Here is a 17855-nt window from a genome sequence, read left to right on the forward strand (position 1 = left end):
CCAGTCACCGGCGCGTCGGTCCGAAGGCGTCCGCGATGTCCTGCTGACCCACCGGCCGTGCCCGGATGCACGAGTGGAGCACACGAGGCGCGGCCGCACCGGCCGCGCCTCTTCCGTACCGTGTTCCCACCTTCAAGTTTCTGCCGGTAGCCTTCCGCGGGTGGAAATGACGCTGCAGCCCCCGGTCGCACCCCAGGCCGCGGTGCCCGGCGAGCCCCCGCGGCGGCTGCCGCTGCCGGTGGCCGTGGCCCTGTCGATCGCGGCCGGCGCGGCCCTGCTGCTCGCCCTGCCGCCGTGGGATCTGTGGCCGCTGGCGCCGGTCGGGGTCGCCCTGCTCGGCGTCGCCACCCACCGCCGCCGCCTGCGGGCCGGTCTCGGGCTCGGCTTCCTCACCGGCGTGGTGCTGTTCTTCCCGCTGCTGCACTGGACCAGCTTCTCCGCCGGCTGGCTGCCGTGGTCGCTGCTGTCGCTGGCCGAGGCGCTGTTCGTCGGCCTCACCGGCCTGGCCACCGCCTGGCTGCGGCCGTTGCTGGAGCGGTGGCACGGCGCGTTGTGGGTGCCGCTGACCGGGCTGCTGTGGGTGACTCAGGAGGCGGTGCGCGACCGGGCGCCGTTCGGCGGCTTCCCGTGGGGCCGGCTGGCGTTCTCGCAGGGCGACGCGCCGAGCCTGCGGCTGGCCGCGTACGGCGGCGCCCCGGCCGTGACCTTCGCGGTGGCCGCCGCCGGGGGCGCGCTGGCCGCCCTGTTCTTCCTGCGGCCGGTCTTCCTGCGGCCGGTCCGGGCCCGGCTGGGTCCGGTCCTCGGGTTCGCCGCGGTGCTGCCGGCCCTGGTCCTGCTGCCGGCGGCGCTGCCGGTCGCCTCCACCGCCCACGCCCCGGCCAAGGTCGTCGCGATCGTGCAGGGCAATGTGCCCCGGCTCGGGCTCGACTTCAACGAGCAGCGCCGGGCCGTCCTCGACAACCACGTCACGGCCACCCTGCAGCTGGCCGCCGACGTCGCCGCCGGCCGGCAGCCGCGCCCCGACCTGGTCGTGTGGCCGGAGAACGCCAGCGACATCGACCCGCTGCGCAACCAGGACGCGTCGTCGGAGATCGCGGCGGCCACCGAGGCGATCGGCGCCCCGATCCTGGTCGGCGCCGTCCTGCGTACCGACAACCCGAACGACATCAAGAACGCCGGCCTGCTGTGGGTGCCCGGCGCCGGGGCCGACCTGGCCCAGCAGTACGTCAAGCGGCACCCGGTGCCGTTCGCCGAGTACATGCCGCTGCGCTCGATCGCCCGCCTGGTGTCCGACAAGGTCGACCTGGTGCGCAACATGCTCGCCGGCGACCACCCCGGGGTGATCCGGACGGGGCCGTTGACGCTCGGCGACGTGATCTGCTTCGAGGTCGCCTACGACGGCATCGTCCGCGACACCGTCACCGGCGGCGCCCAGGTGCTGGCCGTGCAGACCAACAACGCGACCTTCAACGAGGCCGAGGCCCGCCAGCAGCTGGCCATGGTGCGGCTGCGCGCGGTCGAGCACGGCCGCGACTCGCTGATGGTCTCCACCGTCGGCGTGTCCGGTTTCGTGGACACCGCCGGCCGCGTCCACCAGGACACCGGGTTCAATGTCCGGGCGGTCCAGGTGCGTGCGATGCACCTGGGTACGTCGCGTACGCTAGCGACTCGCTTGGGCGTGCTGCCCGAGATCGCGGCCGTCGCGCTGACGGTGGCCGCACTGGTCGGCGCGTTCGCCCTGCGGCGCGGCCGGCGCGTCAACGGCGACTACAAGGCGGAGGCACGGTGAGCGACGAAGGTTACCCGGGAGTGGGACGGGTCCTCGTGGTCATCCCGACCTACAACGAGGCGGACAACATCCGCACCATCACCGGCCGGGTCCGGGCCGCGGTGCCCGCCGTCGACATCCTGGTCGCCGACGACAACTCGCCCGACGGCACCGGCCGCATCGCCGACGAGCTCGCCGAGGCCGACGACCACATCTTCGTGCTGCACCGGGCGGGCAAGGAGGGCCTCGGCGCCGCGTACAAGGCCGGCTTCGCCTGGGCCAAGAACAAGGGGTACGAAGCGGTCGTCGAGATGGACGCCGACGGCTCGCACGCCCCCGAGGAGCTGCCGAAGCTGCTTGAGGCGCTGGCCGGGGCGGACGTGGTGCTCGGCACCCGCTACATCCCCGGCGGCAGCGTGCACAACTGGCCGATGCGCCGGCTGCTGCTCTCCCGCGGCGGCAACATCTACATCCGGATGGCGCTGGGCATGCCGTTCCGGGACGCGACCGGCGGCTACCGCGCCTACCGCATGCCGGTGCTCGACGCGATCAACGTGGAGACCGTCGCCTCGACCGGCTACTCGTTCCAGGTCGAGCTCGCCTGGCGGTCGTACAAGCACGGCTTCCGGCTCGTCGAGGTGCCGATCACGTTCACCGAGCGCGAACACGGCGTCAGCAAGATGAGCGGCAATATCTTCAAGGAACAGCTGCTCAGGGTCACCGTGTGGGGTGTGCAGTCGCGCCGCGACGACCTGATGAAGCGGCTCGGGCGCAAGCCCGGCCAGGGTTCGACCTGGCCGTGACCGGGCACCGCCGTGTCATGCTGGACGAGTTGGCGTGACCCGGAGGATCCCATGCAGCGTCGAGGATTTGCCCTGCTGCCGCTCGTGCTGGCCGTTCTGGCGGTCGCCGAGGTGGCGCTGTTCGTGACCGTGGCGCACGCGATCGGCGGCGGGTGGGCCCTGCTGCTGCTGGCGGCGTTCAGCATCACCGGCATGGCGCTGCTGCGCCGCGAGGGCATCCGCGGCTGGCGGGCCTTCCGCGCCGCCGCCGAGTCCGGCCGGCCGCCCGGCCCCGAGGTGAGCAACTCGCTGGCCGGCCTGGGCGGCGCCCTGCTGCTGGCGATGCCCGGCTTCCTCACCGCGGTGATCGGCCTCGTGCTGCTGCTGCCGCCCGGGCGCACCCTGGCCCGCCGCGGCATCGAGCGGTTCACCGAGCGCCAGGTCGGCGCGGCGGTCGCCGGCGACTTCTTCGGCCCCCGCCGGGTGAAGGTCCGCCGCGGCGAGCCGGTCGGCGACCCGGTCGTGGTCGTCCCCGAGCAGCCCGACGCGGTCCGCGCGCCCGCCGGCGCGATCGAGGGCGAGGTCATCGAGGGCGAGGTCCTCCGCTAGCGCCCCTCCCGCCCCTCCCACCGCGCTCGGCGCACACGAAATGGCCGCCCCGCTCGTGCGGGACGGCCATCGTCGTTCGTGCGGTCAGCGACCCCGGCGGGTGCGGACCTCCTGGAGCCGCTCGTTGAGGATGTCCTCGAGCTCCGAGATCGAACGCCGCTCCAGGAGCATGTCCCAGTGCGTGCGCGGCGGCTTCGCCTTCTTCGCCTCGGGCTCGCTGCCGTCCACCAGACGGGCGACGCTGCCGTCGAACTTGCACTCCCAGGTGGTCGGGACCTCGGCGTCGACGGCGAAGGGCACCTCGAACTGGTGGCCCTTGACGCACAGGTACTCTCGGGTCTGTCGGGGCGCCAGCTCGGTGTTGCGGTCGGACTCGTAGCTGACTGCGCCAAGACGGCTGCCGCGCAGCATGCGTTCGCCCATGATCGGCTTCCCCTCGCTCGTGGTGCTGCTCTCGTTGGTGTAACGAAAGGGACGGCCGTGAGATTCCAACGGTCGCCAAAGCTCTGCACCGCCGTTGTGACGGCGGTGTTAACGCTACGAGCGTAACCGGACCCGGCCCGTTCCCGTCACCGCAGCCCCGCGCCGCAGTGGACCTTGGTCCACTTTACCGGCTTATGGGTGTTCTACGGTTGGTGCGATCCCGGTCACGCGGCGCGGTACCCGGCAAATCGCCGCGCCGTTTCTCTCGTCGTCCGGCTACGTTCGTCCGCTGCCGGCCAGAAGTGAGGGAAATTTCCGCATCCTTCACCCAGGTGATGCGGAGTACCCCGCCATTCCCGTCACTACCGCCGCCACGAACGCCGCATAGCCGCCCGGCCCCGAGGCCCGGTCCTTCAGATGCACGGTGGTTCCCGCACTGAGCCGGAAGACCTCCCGCACCGCCGCGAGCCGCGTCTCGATGTCGAGCCCGCCGCCCATCACCACATGATCGAAAGTTCCGGCCGCGAACGCCGTCCGCAGCTCCTCCAGCCCGGTGGCCACCACGAAGTGCACATCCTCGTCCCCGACGGCCGCCCGCACCTCATCAAGGTCCACACCGCGGTAGACGACCAGCAGAACGTCCGTCATGCCACCTCGCCGCGCGCTTGTCGGCCCGCCGGGAGGCGGGTCGCCCGCTCCATAGTCGACGGTCGGGGGCCGCCCCGCAATCCCGCAATGCCCGGATCGGGGTCCGGCGCCGCGGTTCGCCTCCGCCCTAGTGGGCCTGGGCGCGGTCCGGCTGGGACGGTGGCGTGGCCGGGCGGGCCCCGCCCAGCGACGCGAGCGCCGAAGCCAAGTCGCTGACCTGGGCCGAAAGTTGGGCGGAGCGGGCCTGGGCGGCCTCGGCCTCGGCCCGGGCGGTGGCCAGGCGGCGCTCGAGGTCGGCGCGGTCCTGGACGGCGCGGTCGGCGGCGTGCTGCCGATCGTCGAGCTCGCGGCGCTGGGCCTCCCGGTCGGCCTGCGCCGCGGTCAGCTTCTCGGTCAGCTCGGCGGCCTCCCGGCGTACGGCAGCAATGGTCGTGGTGGCGGCCGTGAGCTGATCGGTGAGCTCGCGCTGCGCGGTCTTCAGCGCCGTGGTCGTCTCGCGCAGCTCGTCGGCGCGGGCGGTCGCCGACCGGGCCTCACGGACGGCGTCGGCCAGGTCGTGTTCCAGGGTGTCGCGTTCGCGGCGGGACTGGCGCAGCTCGTCCTGGGCGGCGGCCAGCTCGTCGCGCGACTGTTCGCGCACCGCGGCCAGCTCGGCGGTGAGCTCGGCGCGGACGGCGGCCAGCTCGGCGGTCAGCTCGGTCCGGGCGGCGGCCAGCTCGGCGCGGGCGTGCTCCCGTTCGGTCTCGGCCCGCTCCTGCAGGGCCGCGGCGGCGGTGGCCTCGCGGCGGGCCTCGTCGCGCTCGCGCCGGGCCGCCTCCGCTGCCTCGACGGCGGCGGCGGCCCGGCGGGCGGACTCCTCGGCCTGGTGGCGGGCCTCGTCGCGTTCGGCGACGGCGGCGGCGGTCAGCTGCTGGGCGGTGGCGGCCGACGACTCGGCCCGTTCGACGTCGCGGCGGGCGTCGTCGCGTTCGGCGTGGGCGGCGGCGAGCTGGCCGGACGTCTCGGCGCGGAGCTCGGCCAGCCGGCGTTCGACGCCGGCGGGGGAGAGCTCCGAGTGCAGCGCCTCGGAGAGGGTGACCACCAGCTGGTCGAGGCGGTCGACGACCTCCCAGGTGCGGGCGACCTGGCCGGCCAGGCCGGGCGAGGAGCGGTGCCGCATCCGGCTGTTCCGCGACGCCCGCTGGCATTCGCCGTCGTTGTCGCGGCAGTAGCGGAACGGGCGGCCGGCGGCGGCGCGCTGCGGCACCGGGCGGCCGCAGTGCGCGCACGGTCGGGTCTCGGACTCGGTGGTGGCGTCGTTGTCGCTCATCGCCTGCTCACCCTAGGCGCGCCGGTCCCGGCAAGGCAGCATCCTAGGATGCTCTACGCGGTGTGCGCGCCGCCACCGGGTCACGGCAAGGGCCAAACCGAAAAGCCAAACCAAAAAGGAATCAACGACAACCCGCCTGTGACATGCGAAGCGGGCGACGGTGGCGCGCATAATCGGGGGCATGGACGCGCACCGGATCGGTGTGACGCTGGCGCTGGCGGCGGCGATGCTGCTCGTCTTGGCCGCGGTGGCGCTGATCTACCGGTTCGTCGCGTTCTGCCTGGCCGATCTCGCCGGGGCGCCGGTCGTGGCGGTGCTGCCCCGGGAGACCTGGCGGCTGCTGATCGTCTTCGTCATTCCGCTCGGCGGGTTTCTGTATCTGAGGTTCGGCCGGCCGCACTGAGGAAGCGCTTGATCTCGGGCGCGATGACCGCCGCCCGCACCATGTGGGTCTGGCCGGGCAGGGTGCGGTAGTCGGCGTTCGGGAGGGTCTCGCTCCAGGCGCGGGCGGCATTGCGCATGTACGCCGGACTCTTGCCCCCGTCCATGACGAGCGCCGGCATCGTCACCCCCGCCCAGCGCGCCGGGTCGAGCGGCACGCCGCGGCCGGTGTCGCCGAGGATGTGCAGGTCGTACGGGAGGGTGGGGGCGACCGCCTTGAGCTTCTTCCAGGCCGGGGTCAGCGCCATGACGTTGACCATGAGGGTGGGCATGCCGACGTGTTTCATGAACTTCTTCAGGGCGCCGGAGCGGTCGCCGCGGGCGAGCAGCGCCTCGGTGTCGGCGGTGAAGGTGTCCTCGCGGGGCGGCCGGGTGTCGTCGACGATGAACGGCGGTTCGTAGAGGGCGACGGCGTGGACGCCGGTCAGCCGGGCGGCGGCGTCGGCGGCCAGGACGGCGCCGGAGGAGGTGCCGAACAGGTAGGTGTGGCCGCCGGCGGCGGCGATGAGGGCGGCCAGGTCGTCGATCTCGCGCTGGGCCGACCAGGGCGGGGTGTTGCCGCTGGCGCCGCGGCCGCGCCGGTCGTACGTGTGCACGGTGTAGGTGTCGGCGAGGGCCTTGGCGATGGCGCGGGCGGGGCCGAAGTCGCGGTGGCACATGGCGCCGTCGACGACGATGAGGGCGGGGCCGGTTCCGGTGGTCTCGTAGGCGATGGTGGTGCCGTCGGCGGAGGTGACGGTGGGCATGGGTGTGCCTTTCTAGAGGTGGGAGTGGGCGGTGACCATCGCGCCGTGGAAGCCGCGCAGGTAGCGGTGGAGGCCGTGGGCGGTGCGGATGCCGAGGGTGTGGGGGTTGCGGTGGTAGACGTGGCCGCCGTCGGTGGTGCGGTCGCCGGGTTGCGGGTCGGCGCTCAGGCCGAGGTGTTGGTGGAGGGTGGTCCAGGTGGCGTCCCAGTCGGTGACGGGTGGGCCGAACTGGGTGGCCGGGGTGAGGTTGCGGCCGGGGAAGTGGCGCAGGTATTCGGTGAGGGTGGCGAAGAAGAGGGCGTTGCCGTACTGCATGGCTTCGAACTCGTCGGCCCAGTCGTCGCCGGGCAGGAAGCCGCTGATGACGGCGCGCAGGACGGTGGCGGATCGGTCGCGGGCTTCGATGAGGTATTCGTTGGCGACGGATCGGCCGTCGGGGGCGTGCTGCCACCCGTACGTGAGGTGGTGGGGTTGATCGGCGGTTTTGATCGTGCTGGTGGGCATGAGGCCGTCGCCGAAGGTGGTGCGGGACGGCGCCGTTGTCGATCTCGGTGTGGCCGACGAACCAGGTGGAGATGCCGGGGCCGGTGGCGATGGCGTCCCAGATCTGGTCGGGGGTGGCGTGGACGGTGGTCTCGAAGTGGGTCTCGAACTCTTTGCCCATGGTCATTTCTCCGGTGCGAGGGAGTCGGTGGCGGGGTGGACGGCGAGGACGAGGCGGTGCTTGCGGCCGGTTTCGCTGTGGTATTTGGCGAGCAGGTGGGTGACGGTGTCGGTGAGTTCGGCGGCGAAGGCGGCGCGGTCGTCGGGGCCGGCGAAGCGGATCTCGCCGTCGAGGGCGTAGGTGGCGACGCGCTGGCGGGTCTGGGTGGCGCCGGTGATGAGGGTGCCGACGTCGCGGACGAGGCGGGCGGCGAGGGCGAGCAGCCAGCGGGCGGAGAGGCGGTCGGGGGCGCGGCCGGGGTCGGGGGCGACGGCGGCCATGGCGGCGGGGGAGATGACGTAGGAGGCGGCGGTGGCCTGCATCATGCGTTCGGTGACGTTGCCTTTGCGGCGTTCCTCGACGAGTTCGATGAGGCCGTGTTGTTCGAGGGTGCGCAGGTGGTAGTTGACCTTTTGCCGGGGGAGGCCGATCTTGCCGGCGAGCATGGTGGCGCTGCCGGGGCGGGCGAGTTCGGCGAGGAGCCGGCTGCGGATGGGGTCGAGGGAGATCTCGGCGGCGGCGGGGTCTTCGATGACGGCTACGTCGTGCATGGGCCGACTCTCCCACCGAAAACAAAAGTTGTCCAGGCCGTTTTCGTGTTCGGTTAGGGTGTGGCCGTGGAGGATCTTCTACGGCCGGGGTGGGTGGCCACGGAGCTGACCCACAGCAGCGCCAACGAGGTCACCGGCGGTGTCTGGCGGGTGCGGCGGGAGCGGGACTCGGTGATCCTCAAGCTGGTCACGCCGCGTCGCGCGGGCGCTGCCGCGCACCTTGCGGCGAGTGACTCGCCCTCGCACTTCAACTACTGGCGGCGTGAGATCTGCGCCTACGAGGGCGGGCTGGCGGGCAGCGCGTACGCCGGGATCGCCGCCCCCGCGCTGGAGTCCGTCGACCCGCGTCCGGACGGTTCGGTGGCGCTGTGGCTGGCCGACGTGCGGGGCCGGCCCGGCGCGTCGTGCGGGCCGCGGGAGCTGGGCGCGTTCGGGTTCGCGCTGGGCCGGGGGCAGGCGCGCTGGGTGGGTGCGCCGCCGGCGTACCCGTGGCTGGCGGCGGACTTCCTGCGCGACTACACGCTCGCCCAGCCGGTCGCCGACGGCCTGGACTGGGATCATCCGCTGGTGGTGGCGGCGTGGCCGGCGGCGCTGCGGGACGGGCTGCGGCGGCTGTGGGAGCGGCGGCACGATCTGCTGGCGCTGGCCGACGATCTACCGCGTACGTTGTGCCACCACGATGTGTGGCCGATGAACCTGATCGTGACGGCCGGTGGGCCGGTGTTGTTCGACTGGGCGTTCACCGGGCCGGGTGCGGTCGGCGAGGACGCGGCGAACCTGGCGCTCGACACGTTCTTCGACGGGCTGATCGACGTCGGCCTGCTGCCGGCGGTGCTGGACGCGGTGATCGACGGGTACGTGCGCGGCATGGCCGGTGCGGTGGATCCGGCGACCGTGCGGCGGGCGGTCACGGTGACCGGCGCGGCGAAGTACTTCTGGCTGGCGCCGCGGATGGTGATGGCGGCCATGCGCCCGCCGTCCGGGGTGGCCGCCTACGACCGGCGCGGGATCGCCGACACGTTCGCGGGACGGGCGCCGGTGCTGCGGGTGGTCGCCCGGTGGGCGGACGAGGCTCTGGGCTAGTGGCGTGATCTCGGTAGGGTCGCTGCCGTGACCTCGACGCCGTCCGCCCGCGCCGTCCAGCAGTACGCGGGCACCACCGGGAACCTGACCGCCCGCATCGCCCTGCACAGCTACGGCACCAACCCGCAGGACTGGTTCGCGTGGCTGGCCGCCCGCCTGCCCGCGGCCGGTGAGGTGCTGGAGGCCGGCGCCGGGACGGGCAAGCTGTGGACCCAGGTCGCACACGATCGGCTGCGGCTGACCCTCACCGACTTCTCGCCGGCCATGTGCGCGCAGCTGGCCACGGTGCCGGGCGCCCGGGTGGTGCGCTGCGACGCGTCGGGGCTGCCGTTCGCGGAGGCCGGCTTCGACACGGTGATCGCCAACCACATGCTCTACCACGTGGACGATCCGCTCGCCGCGCTGCGCGAGTTCGCCCGGGTGCTGCGGCCCGGCGGCCGGGTGGCGGTGGCGACCAACGGGCGCCACCATCTGGCCGAGCTGGACGAGGTGGGCGCCGCGATCGGCCGGGGCGACCTGGGCCAGTGGCGGTTCCAGAACGACTTCAGCGCCGAGACCGGGCCGGGGCTGGTCGGGCAGGTGTTCAGGGACGTACGGGTCGAGCGGTATCCGTGCGATCTGCGGGTGCCGGCCGCGGCGCCGGTGCTGGCCTACCTGGAGAGCATGGCGGCCGGGCCGCTGTCGGCGCCGGAACGCTCGGCGGTCCAGGACATCGTGCAGGCCCGGATCGCCGCCGACGGGGTCTTCCGGGTCCGCAAGCACACGGTGCTGATCACCGCCGTCCGGTAGGCCGCCGTCCGGTCGCGCCCCCTCGGTACCATCCATGCGAATCGTTCGAACCGGGGGTGTTGTCGGGATGAGCTGGCGTCGACTGGCGGCCACCGCGGCGACGTTGTGCGCCGCCCTGCTGGTGGTGCCCGCCCCCGCCGGCGCCGCCGCCCGGGCCGCCGCCCGGGCCGCCGAGCCCTGCCGCCAGCCGGTGCAGCCGAGTCCGGTCTTCAAGGGCACACCCGTCGAGGACCAGGTGTACGCGCCGAAGCGGCTGGCGCCGCTGGCGACCGGCCGGGGTGTGCGGGTCGCGGTCATCGACTCCGGGGTCGACGGCAAGCACCCGCAGCTGCGCGGCCGGGTTGAGCGGGGCAAGGACTTCCTGCACGGCGACGCCGACGGGCTGCAGGACTGCATCGGCCACGGCACCGGCGTGGCCAGCCTGATCGCCGCGAAGCCCGAGCCCGACACCGGCTTCCAGGGCCTGGCGCCGGGCGCGGTGATCGTCCCGGTGCGGATCAGCGAGCAGCAGGAGATCGACGGCAAGGCGGTCGGCGACAACGGGTCGCCGGCCCAGTTCGCGCAGGCCATCGACTGGGCGGCCGGCCCCGGCCGGGCCCAGGTGATCAACCTGTCGCTGGTGATGACCGGCGACAACAGCCTGGTCGCGGCGGCGGTGCGGCGCGCCATCGCCAAGGGCGTCGTGGTGGTCGCGGCCGCCGGCAACCACGGCGACCAGGCCGGCGGCGGGCCGCTGCCGTTCCCCGCCGCCTACGACGGGGTGATCGGCGTCGGCGCGGTGCAGGCCGACGGCACCCGGGCGGCTTTCTCCCAGCAGGGCCGCTATGTCGACCTGGTGGCGATCGGCAAGGGCGTGACGATGGCCGCCCTCGGCGCGGGCCACACCGCCGAGGACGGCACGAGCTTCTCGACGCCGCTGGTCGCGGCGACCGCGGCGCTGATCCTGGAGCGTTTCCCGCGGTCCACCCCCGCCGACGTCGAGCGCCGCTTGAAGGCGACGGCCGACCCGGCGCCGGGGGGCGGCACCGAGTACGGCGCGGGGCTGCTGAACCCGTACCGGGCCGTCACCGAGACGCTCGTGGCCGGCAACCGCCCGCCGGTCACCCCCGAGGTGATGCACCCGAACGACCCGGCCGCCGAGGCCCTGGCGTCGCGGCGCGCCCACTCCCAGGACATGGCATTGTGGATCGCCGCCGTCGGCGCCGGCCTGGTCCTGCTGATGGTCGCCGCGGCGCTGATCGTCCGCCGCGGCCGCGAGCGGCGATGGCGGCCGGCCGATCCGGCGCAGCCGGAGCCGGCGGAGGCGGATCTGATCCGCCGGTAGCGCGCCGCCGTGCTGTTCCCGCCGCGGTGCTGTTCCCGCCGGTCGTCTGTGGATAAGCCGCGGAAAATGTCGGTCGCAGGTGGTTGAGTGCGCCCCACCCACAACGGGTGGGGTCCGAGTCTCGTGCCTGTGGATGAGCCGCGAAAAATGTCGGTGCCGGGTGGTTGAGTGCGGCCCACCCACAACGGGTGGGGGCGGGGGCGGGCGGGGCCGGCGGAGCGGGCGGGGCGGAGCGCGACTGATGCGGGGCGCGACTGATGCGGGGCGCGACTACTGCGCGGCGAAGCCGGCCTCGCCGCCGTCGGAGAGGACGTTCACGCCGGGCAGGGCGGAGGAGTGCAGCGTCCACAGCCAGAGGGCGGCGTCGACGGCGGCGTGCGGGTCGTCGGCCGGGAAGCCGTCCGGGTTCTGCCAGCCGGCGTCGGCCGCCGCCTCGATCAGGGCGGCCGCGTCGGTGACGGCGAGCCGGGCACGCCGCGACAGCTCGATGACCGTGGGCGCGGCGGGAACCGGCGCGGTGAGGCCGGTGTGTTCGATGGTCACGGCGTCTCCCGTACGGTCGGCTCCTCCCATGAAAGCCCGAAGCGGCGCCGCCCGCGGGTGGTTCGCAAGATTCGTTTAGGGTGTCCGGCATGGCGCTGCGATTGGTTCAGGTCAACTACAAGGCCCGCGACGAGGTGGCGCTCGGCCGGTTCTGGGCGGACGCGCTCGGCTGGGACCTCAGCAGCGAAGGGCCCGGGGTGATCAACGTCGAAGCGCCCGGTACCACCTGGCCCGACCCGGCCGCGCCTGGCATCGACGTCGTCGTGGTGCCCGACCCGGAGACGGTGAAGTACCGGGTGCACCTGGAGCTGGCCAGCACCTCGGCCGAGCATCGGGCGGAGCTGGTCGAGAAGCTGGTCGAGCTGGGCGCGACGCATGTCGACGCGGGGCCGGACGATGGGCCGTGGACGGTGCTGGCCGACCCCGAGGGCAACGTCTTCCGGGTGCTCGAGCCGAGCGAGCTCTATCGGGACACCGGGCCGATCGCCGCGATCGTCGTGGACTGTGCCGACCCGCGGGCGCTGGTCGGCTTCTGGGGCGAGGCGATCGACTGGACTGTCCACGAGGTCACCGACGAGCGGGCGCTGCTGCGGTCGTCGCGGGGCGTCGGGCCGTACCTGGAGTTCCGCCGCACCCCCGAGCAGCGGATCGTCCCGAACCGGGTGCATCTGGACCTGCTGCCCTACCGCGGCGACGACCCGGCCGCCGAGGCGGCGCGGCTGCGGGAGCTGGGCGCCACCCCGGTCGACCTCGGCCAGGGCGACGTGTCGTGGGTGGTGCTGGCCGACCCGGCCGGCAACGAGTTCTGCGTTCTCGGCCCGGGCCGCTGATCTCGCCTCGCCGGGCCCGGCCGGCGTCGAAAACCGGTTGAGCGGCGGGTCGGCGTACCCCTAAGTTGCCTGTGGCTTGTTGGCCCCGAAGACCGAGGACATCACCTGTATGACCCCGCCTGCTCTCTAGACCTGACAGCGCTCACCGCTTACCGGTAGCCGGCTTTCCCGCCGGCTCCGCCGGGCTGCCCGCGTGCGCCCGGTCATCCAGCGTCCGAGGCCGCGCGTAACCGGCCTCGTGTCAGGTCTTCAAGAGATCAGGTCGACCACTCATGTCTTCACCACTTCATATCGTGCTGCCCTGGTACGTGCGCCGGACCAGGCTTCCGCTGCTGGCGCTGCGCTGCGTGGACTGCCGCGGCGAACGGGCCACCAGCGGCGACGGACGGTTCCGCGTCAACGCCAACCACAAACTGCTCGACGTGTGGCTGCTGGTCCGCTGCACCGGCTGCGACCGGACGAGCAAACTGCCGGTGTACGAGCGGGTCCCGGTCGGTGCCCTGGATCCGGCCGAGCTGCACGGCTTTCACGTCAACGATCCGGCGCTGGTCGCGTCCCGGCTGCTGGATCCGGCCCTGGCCCGGCGGGGCCGGTTCGCTCTCGATTGGACCGGCGCCTGGCGGCTGGATGCGGCGCCGGTCGTCCTGGACGGGCCGTGGCCGATCCGGGTCGAGGTCGTCTTCGCGGATCCGGTGCCGGTCCGGCCCGACCGGCTCATCGCGCACGGCCTGGGGATGAGCCGGGGGGAGGTCGCGCGGCGGGTCAAGGCCGACATCGCGTTGAAGCGGGCGACGAGCGGGTTCGCGTTCACGGTGCTGGCCGCCGACTGACGGTCTACGCCGGGCGGGGCTCGACTCCGCCCGGCCTGTGGCCGCCGGCGGTTCCGGTCGCGACAGCTCGTTACAACATAACTGTCATTATGGTGTCTCGGCGTTTTGTCTGTTTCTGGTATTAACGGATTGTCGGTAACAGTAATTCGATAATTAAGGCGTGGGCTCCGTGGGAGGCGGGATGGGTGAAGCGGCACCGACCGGGCGGCTGCAGGAGCGCTCTCCGGCGCCCGGGGGCAGGTGATGCGCGGGCCTGAGGCGTCGGGCGGGGGTCTGTCACCGGCGCCGCCGCCGGCGAGCTCGAGATGAAGCGGTCATGCGGCGCTGCCCTACGCGCCGGGCGGACGACGGCGCGTGCGTCACCGCAGCAGCGCCAGGGCCGCGTCGCGGGACGCGGCAGCGGCCGGCACCAAGGGCAGCCGCACACCGGCGGACGGGATACGGCCCCGCGCGTGCAGCACGGCCTTGACCACCGCCGGGTTGGGCTCGGCGAACAAGGCGGCCGACAGCCGGGCCAGGCGGTGGCCCAGCGGGCGCGCCTTCACCGGGTTCCCGTCGCGCCAGGCGGCGATCAGCGCGGCGAAGTCGGCGGTGGCCACGTGCGCGGACGCCAGGATCGCGCCGGGGGCGCCCAGCGCCAGCAGCGGGGAGATCACCACGTCGTCGCCGCCGAGGACGGCGAAGCCGGGCGGCGGGCCGGCCAGCAGGTCGATCACCTCCGGGTCGATCGCGCCGGTGGCCAGCTTGATGCCGGCCACGCCGGGCAGGGCGGCCAGCTCGCGCAGCGTGGCGGCGGTCAGCGGCTGGGCGGTGCGGTACGGCACGTGGTAGACGACCAGCGGCACCGGCGACGCGGCGGCCAGGGCGGCGAAGTGGGCGAGCACGCCGGCCGGGCCGGGGCGCACGAACGGCGGGACCAGCGTCAGGGCGGCCGTCACCGCCGGGCGGTCGGCCAGCATCCGCAGCTCGCCGGGGTCGTTGGCGGCGGCGATCAGGGGGGCGTCGTGGTCGCGGCAGACGGCGGCCAGCAGGTCGAGCACGTCACGGCGCTCGGCCGCCGACAACGCGGACGGCTCGGCGGTGGTGCCCAGCGCCACCAGGCCGTCGGCGCCCTGGCGCAACAGGTCCACGGCCAGCGCCTCCAACGCCGGCCAGGCGACGGTGCCGTCGGCGGCGAACGGGGTGATGACGGGGATGAACAGTCCGGAAAGCGGCATGCCGATCACGGTGCCCCGTGCGTACGGATAAGGTCCAGTTAGTTTTGGTAGTGGGAAGTTTCAGCACTGCTTAACATTGGGCGGGGGCGAGTACCCTTCGCCGGATGCAGGAACCCCTCGGCCTCCGGGGCCGACCCGGCGCGGCGGTGCGTGCCGTGCTGCGCATGCTGCCCGCGCCCGTGCGGGTCCGGCTGCTCAAGCACCGCGAGCTGCTGAAGTTCCTGATCGTCGGCGGCACCTGCTTCGTCGTGACGGTGGCGATCAACTACGCGCTGAAGCTGACCGTGCTCGACGGCAAGCCGCTGACCGCGCTGAGCATCGCGACGCTGGTCAGCACCGTCCTGTCCTATGTGCTGAACCGGGAGTGGGCGTTCAACGCGCGCGGCGGTCGCGAGCGGCACCACGAGGCGGCGCTGTTCTTCGGCATCAACGCGGCCGCGATCCTGGTCAACGACATCCCGCTGTGGTTCGCCCGCTACGTGCTGGACCTGCGGGTGCCGGACGTGAGCCGGGTGGTGCAGGAGGTCAGCGACTTCGGCTTCGGGATCATCGCGGGCACGCTGGTGGCGATGGCGTTCCGGCTGTGGGCGTACCGCAAGTGGGTGTTCCCCCACCCGCACGTCCGGCTGGTCACCGCCGACCCCGTGCGCGACGAGGCCGCCTGACCGGCCCCACCGGAAGCTCCCCGGTCGGGTTGCGCCCCTCGCGCGATGACCGCCGGCCGGACTACCGTGGGCGCAAGGGCCGGAAGGAGGCCCGCATCATGGCATTGTCACCGGGCTCGGAGCCCCGCGAGCCGATCGAGTACCTGTTCCCGGCAAGTCCCGAGGTGTTACGCGACATCCGCGCCTTCGTCACCGGCCTGGCCCACGAGGCTGGATTCGCCGACGAGGAACGCGAGCGGGTCGTACTGGTCACGCACGAACTGTCGGCCAACGCGGTCGAGCACAGTGCCACCGACGTGGTCTGCGTGCGCTGGCAGGACACCGACCAGGGGGTCTGGATCACCGTGTCCGACCAGGGAGTCTTCGAAGTCGGTGGGAGCAGCGGCGACCGCGGGCGCGGCCTGCGGATCGTGCTCGCCCTGGCCGACGAGGTCACCATCAAGCCGGGCCGGCACACCGAGCAGGGCACGGTGGTCCGGATGCGGGTGCCCGTCCGCGCCCGGCGCGCAAGCGGGGCAGCCGGTGACGAGGCGCCGCCCGCGGTGCTCATCGTCGACGGCGACCGGTTCGCCGGCCGGTCGCTGTCCTCGTTCCTGGACGCCGAAGGCTTCCCGACGGTGGTGACGGGATCGGAAGAGGCCGGCCGCGCCGCGTCGGCGAGCCCGCCGCGGGTGGCGATCGTCGACCTGACGACCTCCCACGGGCACACCGTCCCGCTCTGCGAGGACCTCACCCGAGCGGGCATCCCGGTCCTGGCCATGTCGATCCTCGCGCCGCCGGGCCACCTGCGGGCGAGCCGGTTCCTGCGCAAGCCGGTGCATCCCCTGCAGGTGCTGGCCGCCGTGCGGCAGCTGACCGCGCCGTCGGCCAGCGGCGCTGCCTCGGAGGTACCGCGTGGCTGAGCATCGGCTGGGCAGCGGGCGGCCGAGGCTGGACGCGATCCTGGGCGGCGGCCTGATCAACCCGTCCATCGCCCTCATCGCCGGTCTGCCCGGCAGCGGCAAGACCGTGCTGGCGCAGCAGTACGCGTTCGCGAACGGCACCGACCAACTGCCCGCCGTCTACCTCAGCACCGTCGCCGAACCCCTGAGCAAGATCCTGTACTTCGGGGAAGCCCTCTCGTTCTTCGAACCCGGCCGCGTCGGCCGGTCGGTGTTGTTCGAGGACCTCGGCGGCGAGCTCGAGAGCGACGGGCTGACCGGGATCCTCAGCCGCATCACCGGCCTGGTCGAGCGGCGGCCCTGCTCGCTTCTGATCATCGACAGCTTCCGGGCGCTGCGCTACCGGGCGGTCGGCGAGCGGGAGTTCGAAAGCTTCGTCCACCAGCTGGCCGGCCGGCTGGCCGCCACCGGCACGATGGCGCTGTGGCTCGGCGAATACCGGCGCGACGAGCTGGAGGGCTGCCCGGAGTTCGCCGTCGCCGACGCCGCGGTGCTGCTCGCCACCGAGGACTCCGGGCAGCGCGGCAGCCGCGACCTTCGGGTGCTGAAGCTGCGCGGCAGCGACTTCCTCTCCGGCGCGCACGCCTACCGCATCGAAAGCGCCGGTATCCGGGTGTTCCCCCGGCTCAGCGACATCGACTCCGGCACGTACGAGCTGGGCCAGCGACGGGCGACGACGGGCATCGCCGCGCTGGACCTGCTGGTCGGCGACGGCTACTGGCCCGGCTCCGCCACGCTGGTGATCGGCCCGTCGGGGTCCGGCAAGACGGTGATGGGACTGCAGTTCATCTACGGCGGGGCCGCCCTCGGGGAGCCCGGCATCTTCGCCTCGATGCAGGAGAACCAGGTCCAGCTCGAACGGATGATCAGCGGATTCGGCTGGGGCACCGGCGCGCCGGACGCGGTGCTGCGCTGCGACTCACCCAACGACATCTACATCGACCAGTGGTACTACGACCTGCTGGACACCATCAGATCGGCCGGGGCGTGCCGGGTGGTCATCGACAGCCTCGGTGACCTCGCCGCCGCCTGCCCCGACGAGAAACGATTCCGCGAGTTCGTCTACGCGCTGCTCAACCATTGCTCCCGGGCCGGCATCAGCGTCCTGCTGACGTTCGAATCGGCCGAGCTGTACGGCCACACCACACTGTCCGAACACGGCGTGTCCCACCTGTCCGACAACGTGATCCTGCTCCAGTACGTCCGCGACCACGACCATTTCGGGCGGGCGCTCACCGTCCTGAAGACCCGGGCGAGCCGGCACGTCCCGCAGCCCCACAACTTCGAGATCACCCACGATGGCATCACCATCACCACGCCCCGCAGCCCCGTTTGAGGCGCACCGCGACGGCGCCCACCCGCACACCGTGCACCTCATCGGTGAGGTGGACCTGTGCACCCGTGATCTGCTCGCGGCCGCCCTCGACGAGGCGGCATCCCCGGGCCGCGACCTCATCGTCGACTGCGCCCGGCTGGAGTTCATCGACGCCTCCGGAATCTCGGTGCTGGTGGCGGCCGCCCGGCGGATCGGCGAAGCGCAGCTTCGGCTCACGAACGTGCAGGCCGGCCTGGCCCATCTCCTCGACCTTCTCCACCTCACCGCCGAGGTGCCCAACCTCCGCCGGGACCCGGCGCCGACCCGCCCCGAGTGAC

21 protein-coding genes are annotated in these 17855 nt (G+C 73.0%); 13 read left to right on the top strand and 8 right to left on the bottom strand.

Translation table 11 applies throughout. The features are described from left to right. Positions 1–166 precede the first annotated feature (166 nt). Genes lnt through ACQP2F_RS23800 form a run of 3 tightly spaced genes read left to right on the top strand, consistent with a single transcriptional unit; the run spans position 167 to position 3159 of the window. Entirely contained in the window at positions 167–1789 is a 1623-nt protein-coding gene (gene lnt, locus ACQP2F_RS23790; RefSeq protein WP_433307594.1) for an apolipoprotein N-acyltransferase, read from the top strand. After that, positions 1786–2571 carry a polyprenol monophosphomannose synthase gene (locus tag ACQP2F_RS23795; RefSeq protein ID WP_433290785.1) on the top strand — a complete coding sequence of 262 codons (786 nt, stop codon included), beginning with the start codon at positions 1786–1788 and terminating at the stop codon, positions 2569–2571. The genes lnt and ACQP2F_RS23795 overlap by 4 nt, the downstream gene beginning before the upstream one ends. Positions 2572–2622: 51 nt before the next feature. Then, a complete protein-coding gene (locus ACQP2F_RS23800; protein WP_433290787.1) occupies positions 2623–3159 on the top strand; it encodes an FxsA family protein in 537 nt (178 codons plus the stop codon). A gap of 84 nt (positions 3160–3243) precedes the next feature. Here ACQP2F_RS23800 and ACQP2F_RS23805 read toward each other — a convergent pair whose 3' ends face one another. The 3 genes from ACQP2F_RS23805 to ACQP2F_RS23815 all read right to left on the bottom strand — a co-directional run bounded on the left by ACQP2F_RS23805 (position 3244) and on the right by ACQP2F_RS23815 (position 5539). After that, positions 3244–3582, bottom strand: a complete 339-nt coding sequence (locus ACQP2F_RS23805) for an RNA polymerase-binding protein RbpA (RefSeq protein ID WP_433290789.1) — start codon at positions 3580–3582, stop codon at positions 3244–3246. A gap of 324 nt (positions 3583–3906) precedes the next feature. Next, a complete protein-coding gene (locus ACQP2F_RS23810) occupies positions 3907–4230 on the bottom strand; it encodes a hypothetical protein (RefSeq protein WP_433290791.1) in 324 nt (107 codons plus the stop codon). Between the two features lie 127 nt (positions 4231–4357). Next, the gene (locus ACQP2F_RS23815; protein ID WP_433290793.1) at positions 4358–5539 is read right to left on the bottom strand and encodes a serine/threonine protein kinase; all 1182 of its coding nucleotides are present in this window, start codon (positions 5537–5539) and stop codon (positions 4358–4360) included. A gap of 181 nt (positions 5540–5720) precedes the next feature. On the opposite strand from ACQP2F_RS23815, the gene ACQP2F_RS23820 reads away from it, so the two are divergent. Further along, positions 5721–5942, top strand: coding sequence for a hypothetical protein (locus tag ACQP2F_RS23820; RefSeq protein ID WP_433290795.1), 222 nt, complete (start codon positions 5721–5723; stop codon positions 5940–5942). Here ACQP2F_RS23820 and ACQP2F_RS23825 read toward each other — a convergent pair. From ACQP2F_RS23825 to ACQP2F_RS23835, 3 genes are all read right to left on the bottom strand, one after another. Then, the gene (locus ACQP2F_RS23825; RefSeq protein ID WP_433290797.1) at positions 5893–6726 is read right to left on the bottom strand and encodes an alpha/beta fold hydrolase; all 834 of its coding nucleotides are present in this window, start codon (positions 6724–6726) and stop codon (positions 5893–5895) included. The genes ACQP2F_RS23820 and ACQP2F_RS23825 overlap by 50 nt on opposite strands. A gap of 12 nt (positions 6727–6738) precedes the next feature. Further along, complete coding sequence (locus ACQP2F_RS23830; protein WP_433290799.1) at positions 6739–7230, bottom strand: hypothetical protein; 492 nt, start codon at positions 7228–7230, stop codon at positions 6739–6741. Positions 7231–7392: 162 nt separating this feature from the next. Next, the gene (locus tag ACQP2F_RS23835; protein WP_433290801.1) at positions 7393–7980 is read right to left on the bottom strand and encodes an ArsR/SmtB family transcription factor; all 588 of its coding nucleotides are present in this window, start codon (positions 7978–7980) and stop codon (positions 7393–7395) included. Positions 7981–8046: 66 nt separating this feature from the next. Here ACQP2F_RS23835 and ACQP2F_RS23840 point away from each other — a divergent pair, with 66 nt between their 5' ends. From ACQP2F_RS23840 to mycP, 3 genes are all read left to right on the top strand, one after another. Continuing rightward, the gene (locus ACQP2F_RS23840) at positions 8047–9063 is read left to right on the top strand and encodes a phosphotransferase (protein ID WP_433290803.1); all 1017 of its coding nucleotides are present in this window, start codon (positions 8047–8049) and stop codon (positions 9061–9063) included. Positions 9064–9090: 27 nt separating this feature from the next. Beyond that, positions 9091–9852 carry a class I SAM-dependent methyltransferase gene (locus tag ACQP2F_RS23845; RefSeq protein ID WP_433290805.1) on the top strand — a complete coding sequence of 254 codons (762 nt, stop codon included), beginning with the start codon at positions 9091–9093 and terminating at the stop codon, positions 9850–9852. A 67-nt stretch (positions 9853–9919) separates the two neighbouring features. Then, positions 9920–11176 (top strand): type VII secretion-associated serine protease mycosin, encoded by a 1257-nt coding sequence (gene mycP / locus ACQP2F_RS23850; protein WP_433290807.1) that lies wholly within the window; start codon positions 9920–9922, stop codon positions 11174–11176. Positions 11177–11446: 270 nt separating this feature from the next. Here the strand turns inward: mycP and ACQP2F_RS23855 are convergent, their stop codons facing one another. Continuing rightward, entirely contained in the window at positions 11447–11719 is a 273-nt protein-coding gene (locus tag ACQP2F_RS23855) for a hypothetical protein (protein ID WP_433290809.1), read from the bottom strand. A gap of 89 nt (positions 11720–11808) precedes the next feature. Here ACQP2F_RS23855 and ACQP2F_RS23860 point away from each other — a divergent pair, with 89 nt between their 5' ends. Beyond that, positions 11809–12549, top strand: coding sequence for a VOC family protein (locus tag ACQP2F_RS23860; RefSeq protein WP_433290811.1), 741 nt, complete (start codon positions 11809–11811; stop codon positions 12547–12549). A gap of 272 nt (positions 12550–12821) precedes the next feature. After that, complete coding sequence (locus ACQP2F_RS23865; RefSeq protein ID WP_433290813.1) at positions 12822–13379, top strand: DUF1062 domain-containing protein; 558 nt, start codon at positions 12822–12824, stop codon at positions 13377–13379. Between the two features lie 359 nt (positions 13380–13738). Here the strand turns inward: ACQP2F_RS23865 and ACQP2F_RS23870 are convergent, their stop codons facing one another. Beyond that, entirely contained in the window at positions 13739–14596 is an 858-nt protein-coding gene (locus ACQP2F_RS23870; protein ID WP_433290815.1) for a dihydrodipicolinate synthase family protein, read from the bottom strand. A gap of 104 nt (positions 14597–14700) precedes the next feature. Between ACQP2F_RS23870 and ACQP2F_RS23875 the strand changes: the two genes are divergently transcribed. The 4 genes from ACQP2F_RS23875 (at position 14701) to ACQP2F_RS23890 (ending at position 17854) form a co-directional block, all read left to right on the top strand. Next, positions 14701–15261, top strand: coding sequence for a GtrA family protein (locus ACQP2F_RS23875; RefSeq protein ID WP_433290817.1), 561 nt, complete (start codon positions 14701–14703; stop codon positions 15259–15261). A gap of 98 nt (positions 15262–15359) precedes the next feature. Next, the gene (locus ACQP2F_RS23880; protein WP_433290819.1) at positions 15360–16163 is read left to right on the top strand and encodes an ATP-binding protein; all 804 of its coding nucleotides are present in this window, start codon (positions 15360–15362) and stop codon (positions 16161–16163) included. Beyond that, the gene (locus tag ACQP2F_RS23885; RefSeq protein WP_433290821.1) at positions 16156–17538 is read left to right on the top strand and encodes an RAD55 family ATPase; all 1383 of its coding nucleotides are present in this window, start codon (positions 16156–16158) and stop codon (positions 17536–17538) included. Before ACQP2F_RS23880 ends, ACQP2F_RS23885 begins: the two co-directional genes overlap by 8 nt. 31 nt (positions 17539–17569) lie before the next feature. Further along, the gene (locus ACQP2F_RS23890; RefSeq protein ID WP_433290823.1) at positions 17570–17854 is read left to right on the top strand and encodes an STAS domain-containing protein; all 285 of its coding nucleotides are present in this window, start codon (positions 17570–17572) and stop codon (positions 17852–17854) included. Position 17855: the final 1 nt, after the last annotated feature.

The sequence above is a fragment of the Actinoplanes sp. CA-030573 genome (assembly GCF_050951115.1).
In the GTDB taxonomy this organism is placed as follows: Bacteria; Actinomycetota; Actinomycetes; order Mycobacteriales; family Micromonosporaceae; genus Actinoplanes.

Excerpts from the sequence above, each read along its gene's own strand:
- ACQP2F_RS23860 (WP_433290811.1), top strand. The coding sequence starts at position 11,809 with ATGGCGCTGCGATTGGTTCAGGTCAACTACAAGGCCCGCGACGAGGTG.
- ACQP2F_RS23820 (WP_433290795.1), top strand. The coding sequence starts at position 5,721 with ATGGACGCGCACCGGATCGGTGTGACGCTGGCGCTGGCGGCGGCGATG.
- ACQP2F_RS23830 (WP_433290799.1), bottom strand. The coding sequence starts at position 7,230 with ATGCCCACCAGCACGATCAAAACCGCCGATCAACCCCACCACCTCACG.
- ACQP2F_RS23810 (WP_433290791.1), bottom strand. The coding sequence starts at position 4,230 with ATGACGGACGTTCTGCTGGTCGTCTACCGCGGTGTGGACCTTGATGAG.
- ACQP2F_RS23800 (WP_433290787.1), top strand. The coding sequence starts at position 2,623 with ATGCAGCGTCGAGGATTTGCCCTGCTGCCGCTCGTGCTGGCCGTTCTG.
- lnt (WP_433307594.1), top strand. The coding sequence starts at position 167 with ATGACGCTGCAGCCCCCGGTCGCACCCCAGGCCGCGGTGCCCGGCGAG.
- ACQP2F_RS23815 (WP_433290793.1), bottom strand. The coding sequence starts at position 5,539 with ATGAGCGACAACGACGCCACCACCGAGTCCGAGACCCGACCGTGCGCG.
- ACQP2F_RS23880 (WP_433290819.1), top strand. The coding sequence starts at position 15,360 with ATGGCATTGTCACCGGGCTCGGAGCCCCGCGAGCCGATCGAGTACCTG.
- ACQP2F_RS23875 (WP_433290817.1), top strand. The coding sequence starts at position 14,701 with ATGCAGGAACCCCTCGGCCTCCGGGGCCGACCCGGCGCGGCGGTGCGT.
- ACQP2F_RS23835 (WP_433290801.1), bottom strand. The coding sequence starts at position 7,980 with ATGCACGACGTAGCCGTCATCGAAGACCCCGCCGCCGCCGAGATCTCC.
- ACQP2F_RS23825 (WP_433290797.1), bottom strand. The coding sequence starts at position 6,726 with ATGCCCACCGTCACCTCCGCCGACGGCACCACCATCGCCTACGAGACC.
- ACQP2F_RS23865 (WP_433290813.1), top strand. The coding sequence starts at position 12,822 with ATGTCTTCACCACTTCATATCGTGCTGCCCTGGTACGTGCGCCGGACC.
- ACQP2F_RS23805 (WP_433290789.1), bottom strand. The coding sequence starts at position 3,582 with ATGGGCGAACGCATGCTGCGCGGCAGCCGTCTTGGCGCAGTCAGCTAC.
- ACQP2F_RS23870 (WP_433290815.1), bottom strand. The coding sequence starts at position 14,596 with ATGCCGCTTTCCGGACTGTTCATCCCCGTCATCACCCCGTTCGCCGCC.
- mycP (WP_433290807.1), top strand. The coding sequence starts at position 9,920 with ATGAGCTGGCGTCGACTGGCGGCCACCGCGGCGACGTTGTGCGCCGCC.